General features: G+C 55.1%; 8 protein-coding genes. 7 read left to right on the forward strand and 1 reads right to left on the reverse strand.

The window, feature by feature from the left end:
- Window positions 1-17 precede the first annotated feature (17 nt).
- A complete protein-coding gene (locus GX030_04245) occupies window positions 18-1,226 on the forward strand; it encodes a 2-C-methyl-D-erythritol 2,4-cyclodiphosphate synthase (protein NLV91590.1) in 1,209 nt (402 codons plus the stop codon).
- Here GX030_04245 and GX030_04250 read toward each other — a convergent pair.
- On the reverse strand, window positions 1,212-1,670 hold the full coding sequence (locus GX030_04250) for a DUF441 domain-containing protein (protein ID NLV91591.1): 459 nt from the start codon (window positions 1,668-1,670) through the stop codon (window positions 1,212-1,214). The genes GX030_04245 and GX030_04250 overlap by 15 nt on opposite strands.
- Before the next feature lie 175 nt (window positions 1,671-1,845).
- Here GX030_04250 and GX030_04255 point away from each other — a divergent pair, with 175 nt between their 5' ends.
- The 6 genes from GX030_04255 to tuf all read left to right on the forward strand — a co-directional run.
- Window positions 1,846-3,279 (forward strand): cysteine--tRNA ligase, encoded by a 1,434-nt coding sequence (locus tag GX030_04255; protein NLV91592.1) that lies wholly within the window; start codon window positions 1,846-1,848, stop codon window positions 3,277-3,279.
- Window positions 3,279-3,737, forward strand: a complete 459-nt coding sequence (locus GX030_04260) for a ribonuclease III (protein ID NLV91593.1) — start codon at window positions 3,279-3,281, stop codon at window positions 3,735-3,737. The genes GX030_04255 and GX030_04260 overlap by 1 nt, the downstream gene beginning before the upstream one ends.
- The gene (gene rlmB, locus GX030_04265; protein ID NLV91594.1) at window positions 3,727-4,467 is read left to right on the forward strand and encodes a 23S rRNA (guanosine(2251)-2'-O)-methyltransferase RlmB; all 741 of its coding nucleotides are present in this window, start codon (window positions 3,727-3,729) and stop codon (window positions 4,465-4,467) included. Before GX030_04260 ends, rlmB begins: the two co-directional genes overlap by 11 nt.
- A 125-nt stretch (window positions 4,468-4,592) precedes the next feature.
- On the forward strand, window positions 4,593-5,969 hold the full coding sequence (locus GX030_04270; GenBank protein ID NLV91595.1) for a hypothetical protein: 1,377 nt from the start codon (window positions 4,593-4,595) through the stop codon (window positions 5,967-5,969).
- A 417-nt stretch (window positions 5,970-6,386) separates the two neighbouring features.
- Window positions 6,387-6,998: an RNA polymerase sporulation sigma factor SigH gene (sigH, locus tag GX030_04275; GenBank protein NLV91596.1), complete on the forward strand. Its 612-nt coding sequence runs from the start codon at window positions 6,387-6,389 to the stop codon at window positions 6,996-6,998.
- 312 nt (window positions 6,999-7,310) lie between these two features.
- Window positions 7,311-7,438: elongation factor Tu (tuf, locus tag GX030_04280; protein ID NLV91597.1), on the forward strand; the 128-nt coding region annotated here is incomplete at its 3' end.

Genomic DNA, 7,438 nt, shown 5'->3' on the forward strand with positions numbered 1-7,438 from the left:
TAGGGGTGTGATTGGTCATGATAGCAGCGGTAATTCCCGCGGCGGGACAGGGCAAACGGATGGGGGACCTGTCGGTGCCCAGCAAGCAGCTTCTAGAGCTAGAGGGGGTTCCGGCGGTAATCCGGACCCTAAAGGCTTTTGAAGCAACGCCTGAGGTGGATGCCATCGCCCTGGTTGTCCCGCCCCAGCTGTGCGATGAATTTACTGATTTAGTCCAAGCCCATGGGTGTGAAAAGGTACGCTGGGTGGTGCCCGGGGGTAAGGGACGGCAGGAATCTGTGTATCGGGGACTGCAGGCCCTTCCAGAAACCTGTGAGTATGTCATCATCCATGACGGTGGCCGTCCCCTGGTTACCCGGCAGATCATCGAGGCCTGTCTCAAAGAAGCCAAGACTGCTCAAGCAGTCTGTGCCGCGGTGCCCGTCAAGGATACCATTAAGGTGAGTCAAGATGGACGGGTGGTGGATGAAACTCCCCATCGGAGTACTTTGTGGCAGATTCAGACTCCTCAGGTGTTTTCCTATCCTCTGATCCTGGAGCTGCATCGGCAGGCCCAGGGGGATGGGGTGCAGGTCACCGACGATGCTGCCCTGGCGGAGCGGTACGGCTATCCGGTATACCTGGCCCCGGGAGCCTACACAAACATCAAGTTGACAACGGCAGAGGATCTGGCGATTGCCGAGGCTCTTTTGACCAGGCCCCCCTACCGGCAGCAGGACGAAGGAGAATCCGATGCTGCCTGCGGGAGTAGGGTCCGCAGTGGATTTGGTTACGACGTCCACCGCTTAGTTCCGGGGCGCCCACTGATTCTAGGTGGAGTGGAAGTGCCCTATCACCTTGGGCTGGAGGGTCATTCCGACGCTGATGTAGCGGTTCATGCCTTAATGGATAGTATCCTTGGGGCCGCCGCCTTAGGGGACATCGGTCGCCACTTTCCCGACTCTGATCCCGCCTACAAAGGTGCCTCCAGCATCCAACTGCTTCGCCAAGTGTTAACCCTGATTGGAGAGCGGGGTTGGCGGGTAGGTAATATTGATGTGACCATCGCCGCGCAACGTCCTAAATTGGCGCCCTATATTGACGAGATGCGCTCTATTATCGCCGCCAATTGTCAGGTTGCCGGGGACGCGGTGAATGTGAAAGCCACAACCACCGAGGGTTTGGGGTTTGTCGGTCAAGGGGAAGGGATTGCCGCCTATGCTTCCTGTACGCTAGTCAAGGCCTAGGAGGCGGAGGAGCTGAAGGAGGACTGCCCCCATTCCCGCGGCCACCAAAGGTCCAACGGGAATCCCCTGAAAGAAGGTGGCTCCCACAATGGTCCCCAGGACGATTCCGAGGATGGCCTCGGGGTGGGACTGGAGAATGGTAACTCCCCGGGCGCCCAGGTAGGCTCCGGCAATTCCCGCGACAAAGGTAGCCGCGCCCGTGGGTCGCAGCAGGGCCTGGGCAACTTGTCTTAGCTCTAGGTCCGAACTGCTGAAGGGGATAAGGATTGATAGGATTAAAAGGGTTAACCCGATTTGCAGGCAGGGCCCCTCTAACAGGGGAAGCCATTGTTGGCAACCCAGTAAGCGGAGCAATAATAAGATAGTACCGGAGATGGATACCAGATGGTTGCCTCCCAGGACTCCTAAAGCGAGGAGGATCAGGAGAAAGGCATTCTGTATCATTTGCTACCCTCCTTGAGTTTCATTTCAAGATATTCAAGGGGGAGCAGGCTCATACCGGATCTGGGATCACCTTGGTTGACAGGTGGAAAAACGTGGGCCTATAATCTTGACAGGGATTTGACAGTCTGCAAGTAGCGCGGATGGATTTTGGTTCTTATGAACAGGAGGCCAAGCTATGCCTATCCAGGTGTATAACACATTAACTAGGCGGAAAGAGGAATTCGCCCCGCTAGATTCCGATGTTGTCAGGATCTATGTCTGCGGGATCACGCCCTATGACGAAAGCCATATTGGGCATGCAGTCCCGGCCATTATCTGGGATGCAATTTGCCGCTTCCTCGAATACCGCGGGTACAAGACTAAACTGGTACAGAATTTTACTGACGTTGACGATAAAGTTATTGCTCGCTCCCAGGCCACAGGGGTTCCCGCTTTGGAGTTGTCGGCTCGCTACATAGATTCCTATCTCGATGCCCTCACAGCTCTAGGGGTCAGGCCCGCCGACGTGTATTGCAAGGTCAGTGAGCATATCGATGATGTAATCGCCATGGTTCAAACCTTGATTGACAATGGCTCCGCCTATGTCGTTGATGGCGATGTCTTCTTTTCGGTGCCCCAGTTTCCCGAGTATGGCAAGCTTTCGGGACAGCGGCCCGAGGAGCTGGAGGCAGGGACTCGTTTTGCCGTCGACGAGCGAAAGCGACATCCCGCAGACTTTGCCCTCTGGAAGAGCGCTAAGCCCGGGGAGCCTGCTTGGGACAGCCCTTGGGGTAAGGGTCGACCGGGATGGCACATTGAGTGTTCCGCGATGGCAATGAAGTATTTGGGCAACCATATTGATATGCATGGTGGTGGCCTGGATCTGGTCTTTCCCCATCATGAGAATGAAATCGCCCAATCGGAGGCCTGTACCCAGGATCCTCCCTATGTCCGCTTCTGGCTGCACAATGGTTTGCTGAAAATCGGCGATGCCAAGATGTCGAAGTCTCTGGGTAACTTTACCACCATTCAGGAGTTGTTGGACCGTTATCCTGCTAAGGCCCTGCGGTTTTATGTGTTGTCCACCCATTACCGCAGCCCGCTGGAATTCAGCGATGAGCGACTGGAGGAAGCGGTGAGGGGATGGCGGCGACTCAATGACTCCGTGGCCAATTGGCGCCGAGCAATTCAGGGCAAGCTGACGTCAGAGGCAGCAAGCCTTCCCCAGCAGGATGTGTTGGCGGCCACCGAGGCTAAGTTCGTAGCGGCGATGGAAGACGACTTTAACACCGCCTTGGCCATTGGCAGCTTGTTTGAGCTGTGCCGCTTTATCAACGGTATTGTGGCCAATCTCGACGCCAAGGAGGAAACCCAAGTACAGACGGTGGCGGCGGGGATAGCCTTGATGGAGAAGCTGGCCGGCGATGTTTTGGGTCTGTTGACTACGGAGGAGGACCAGACCCCGGGAGATATTACCACCGAGCTAATTGATTTGATTCTCCAGCTGCGGGAGGAGGCCCGACAGCGAAGGGATTGGGCCACCGCCGATGGAATTCGTGACCAGCTGGCAGCCCTTGGGATCATCATTGAGGATTCTCCCGAGGGACCTCGGTGGAAACGGCAGAGTTGATGGAGGCTGATGCAGTGAACGTAACCGGTGACGACAATAATAACCAGCAGCCATTCCCTGTTATCTTAGATGAGTTGGGTAAGCCCATTGGGGCTGCGGCTCTGGCCTACCTCGGTGATGCCGTTTTTGAACTACAGGTGAGAAAACGGCTGGTAACCTGTGGGCAGTATAATTTGAACGGGATGCACAAAGCTGCGGTGGATACCGTCAGTGCCAGTGCCCAGGCTGCGGCCTTGGCTCGTTTGAGCCCTGTCTTGACTCCCCAGGAGGTTGCCGTGGTCCGCATGGGGCGAAATACCAAGACATCGGTACCCCGCAGTGCTTCCGTGAGTGAGTATCGGCTGAGTACAGGCTTTGAGGCCCTGGTGGGTTATTTATACTTGTCTGGTAATGAACGCCGGCTCCAGGAACTGATGAATCTAGTCTGGGAAGAAGGGGACCGACAGGATGAAGACTGAGATAATCTGTGGACGCAACCCGGTGCTGGAGGCCCTGCGCTCTGGTCGCCAGATCCAAAGGATTGTGATCCTGCGGGGAAGTAAAGGTGGAGCCATCGACCAGATCCAGGACTTGGCTCAGAAGCGGAGGATTCCCGTCGACTATGCTTCTAAGTCGGTAGTGGAGGGGTTGGCAACGGAAACCTCCCATCAAGGGGTGGTGGCTCAGGTTGCTCCCTTTTCCTATTGGGCCCTGGAGGATTTGCTGGATACCATCGCCCACCGGCAGGAAGTTCCTTTCCTGGTGGTTCTGGACCAGATTGAGGATCCCCATAACCTCGGTGCGGTGCTGCGGAGTGCCGATGCCGCGGGGGCCCATGGTGTGATCATTCCCCAGCGCCGGGCAGCTTCGGTGACCAGCACCGTGGCGAAGACCTCCGCGGGTGCCGTGGAGTATGTTCCGGTGTGTCAAGTGACCAACTTGGCCCGGGCCATCGATACCCTTAAGGAAAGGGGTATCTGGGTGACCGGGGCCGATATGAGGGGGGACAAGCTCCACACCGAGGCGGATCTGACGGGCCCCTTGGCCTTGGTCATCGGCTCCGAGGGCCGAGGGATCCGGCGCCTGATCGCAGACAAATGTGACTTTCTGGTCCGCTTGCCGATGTACGGACAGGTCAATTCCCTCAACGCCTCCGTGGCAGCCGGTATCCTCCTCTATGAGGCGGTAAGACAAAGAAGGGGACTGTAGGTGCCGGGGGCTGACGGATTTGGCAGAACTACACAGGTAAGTCAAGGGGGAACTAGCGTTACCCTAATCAGTGGACCCCCTTTGGGGCTGATACACATATCTGATTGGGGCGGGAGGCAAGGAGCTTGATTCGCTATCTGGTGACGGTATTTATTGTGATCTGGCTGGCAACGGGTCTCGGCATTGGACTGGGTGCTACCGTCTATTTGGGGCATCTGGACCAAGGCTATGCTCCCGCGGGATTGTCAGTGGCCGGACTGGACATTGGGGGCTGGCCCCTTGCCCAGGTGGAAGGGGAACTGGCTAGACTAGCTGACCAATGGCAGCAGCGCCGGATCGCCATCACCTATCCCAAGGGTAATCAGATGGTGGAGTGGGAGCTTACCGCCGGGCAGATGGGAGTCCACTGGGAGCGGCATCAGATGCTGGATCAGGTTTTAGCGGTGGTCAGGACGGGAAGTTTTACCCAGCGAGTGGGCCGCATGATCAATCTGAGAAGCCAAGGTTTTGATATCAATCCAGTCCTGGTCTGGCCCCAGGAACGCAAGGAGGCATGGCTCGATGAGCTGCAGCTTCGGGTTAATTCTCCGGAGGTGCTGCCTCGCTACGATTACAGCAATCGAAGGCTAATTCCTGGACAACCGGCTCAGTCCCTGGAACGGGAATCCACCGCGGAGCAGGTGCTTAGTGCTCTGCAGGGGGAAAGAAATCGGGTCGAAGCCGTGGTCTCCCAAACCAGACAACCCTGGGCCGAGGGCCTTGGTGACCAAGACTTCGCGGTGGAAATCGCTGGGTTTACTACTCCCTTGGCGGATTCCGATGGGGGACGGGTGCGCAATATTGAGTTGGCAGCTCAGTGGCTCGATGGCAGGATTCTGCCCCCTGGGGGCTCCCTCTCCTTCAATGAGGCCGTCGGTCCCAGAACCCGGGAGCGGGGATTTCAGCCGGCACCGGAGATTGTAAGACAGAAATTGGTGACAGGAATTGGTGGGGGAGTGTGTCAAGTATCCACCACTTTGTATAACGCTGCGCTCCTGTCGGGGATGAAAATCGTGGAGCGGCGCAACCACTCCTCGCCCCTGGGGTATGTGCCCTTAGGTCGGGATGCCACCGTTTACGGTGACATCATTGATCTGCGGATCGCCAACGACTTTGAGTGGCCCGTGGCCCTGGTGGCCGGCATTCAGGGTCAAAGCCTGTGGGTCAAGGTGATGGGAAGGGCCAAGGTTTATGACCGAGTCACCTTGGAGAGTACCTCCGTGGAGGTGATTCCCCGGCCAACGGAATACATCTCCCTTGATGGCAAGACCCGGTGGGATGAGCTGCCTCCTGATATGGGTCTGGCAGAAATTGTGGATGAGGGACAGGACGGGTACCGGGTGGCGGTGTATCGAAACAGCGAGCGAGGGGGACAAAGGGTTCGGGAACTTATCTCCCGAGACTATTATCCACCCACCCCACGGATTGTGGCCGTGGCGCCATTGGTGGGTGAAAGCCCGTGAGAAAAGCCAAAAGCCCGTGCAAGCAGGGAACGAAAGTTTGCTTGACGGGCTTATCCACCTATTGTATAATGACACTATGCCTGACCAATAAATATTCTATGTCCTGATATTGAAATCCTTTGCTATCTCGAAAATTTTCGTCCGAATTTTTTCGTCCTAATTTTTCCTGCCAATGACTGCTTCCGTTTCTTTTTCCCAAAAGGAATTGCCTATAGTTCAGGAGGATGCGACGGGGCCAGTGCATATGCACCGGTTTAAGGCGATATTTGTGCATTTTGAGGAGGACATCCCCCGGTTTGTTGTCTCCCGCAGGCAAGTATGGGCGAGACTTCCGGGTTTCGAAGTTAATACATCCGGGTGGAGGCGATACCATTGACGTCAGCAGTTTACAAAAAGCTATACCAGGATTACTTGGATATGGAAGATGAACAAGTAGTAGAGCTGATTAGGGCCAGCGATGAAAGGGCCCTGGATTACTTGATAAATAAGTATCGAAGCTTTGTTCGAGCCAAAGCCCGCTCATATTTTCTGATCGGGGCTGACCGAGAAGACATAGTTCAAGAAGGCATGATTGGCCTTTATAAGGCCATTCGAGATTTTCGTCCTGATAAATTGGCTTCTTTCCGAGCCTTCGCAGAGCTATGTATCACCCGTCAGATCATTACAGCTATCAAGACTGCCACCCGACAGAAGCATATCCCCCTGAACTCCTATGTATCTTTAAACAAACCGATTTTCGATGAGGATTCCGATCGCACTCTCTTGGATATTCTGTCCGGGGCCAAGGTGTCGGACCCTGAAGAACTAGTCATCAGCCGAGAAGAATTTGTTCATATTGAACGGAAAATGGGAGAGTTCCTCAGTGAACTGGAGTGGAAAGTGCTGATGTTCTATCTCGAGGGCAAGTCCTATCAGGAAATAGCCGACGATCTAAATCGACATGTGAAGTCGGTGGACAATGCGCTGCAGAGAGTTAAGCGCAAGCTGGAAAGATATTTGGACCAAAGGGATGAGCGCGCTACCGGCTGAACTTGATTAATTTATCCTTTGACGAGCACCGTTTCAGGCATAACGGTGCTTTTTGTATCCCCAGTTTTTGGGTAGACTAGGAACATAACCAGAATAAAAGAGGAAAGAAGGAAATTAGAGCGAATTTGCGTAGTTTGGTACGGTGAGGGAAGGAGTTTTGCGCTACCGGTAGAAGATCTTTGTCAAATACCATCATTCTCCTGTCGAAGGGTGCTTGGACCCTGTAGCGGCAGGGAGAAGACAAGCACTTTGTGGGCTGGGTAGGGTTGACGACCCCTTCAGCCTGGATATCGCGTAGAGGGGTGTATTTTGGTGGCAAAGCAAAAGTTTGAACGAACTAAGCCGCACGTAAACATCGGTACCATCGGTCACGTAGACCATGGTAAGACCACTACTACAGCAGCGATCACCATGCTGTTGTCCAAGTTGGGCGGCGCTGA

The organism is Bacillota bacterium (assembly GCA_012727955.1).
Taxonomy (GTDB): Bacteria; Bacillota; Limnochordia; order DTU087; family JAAYGB01; genus JAAYGB01.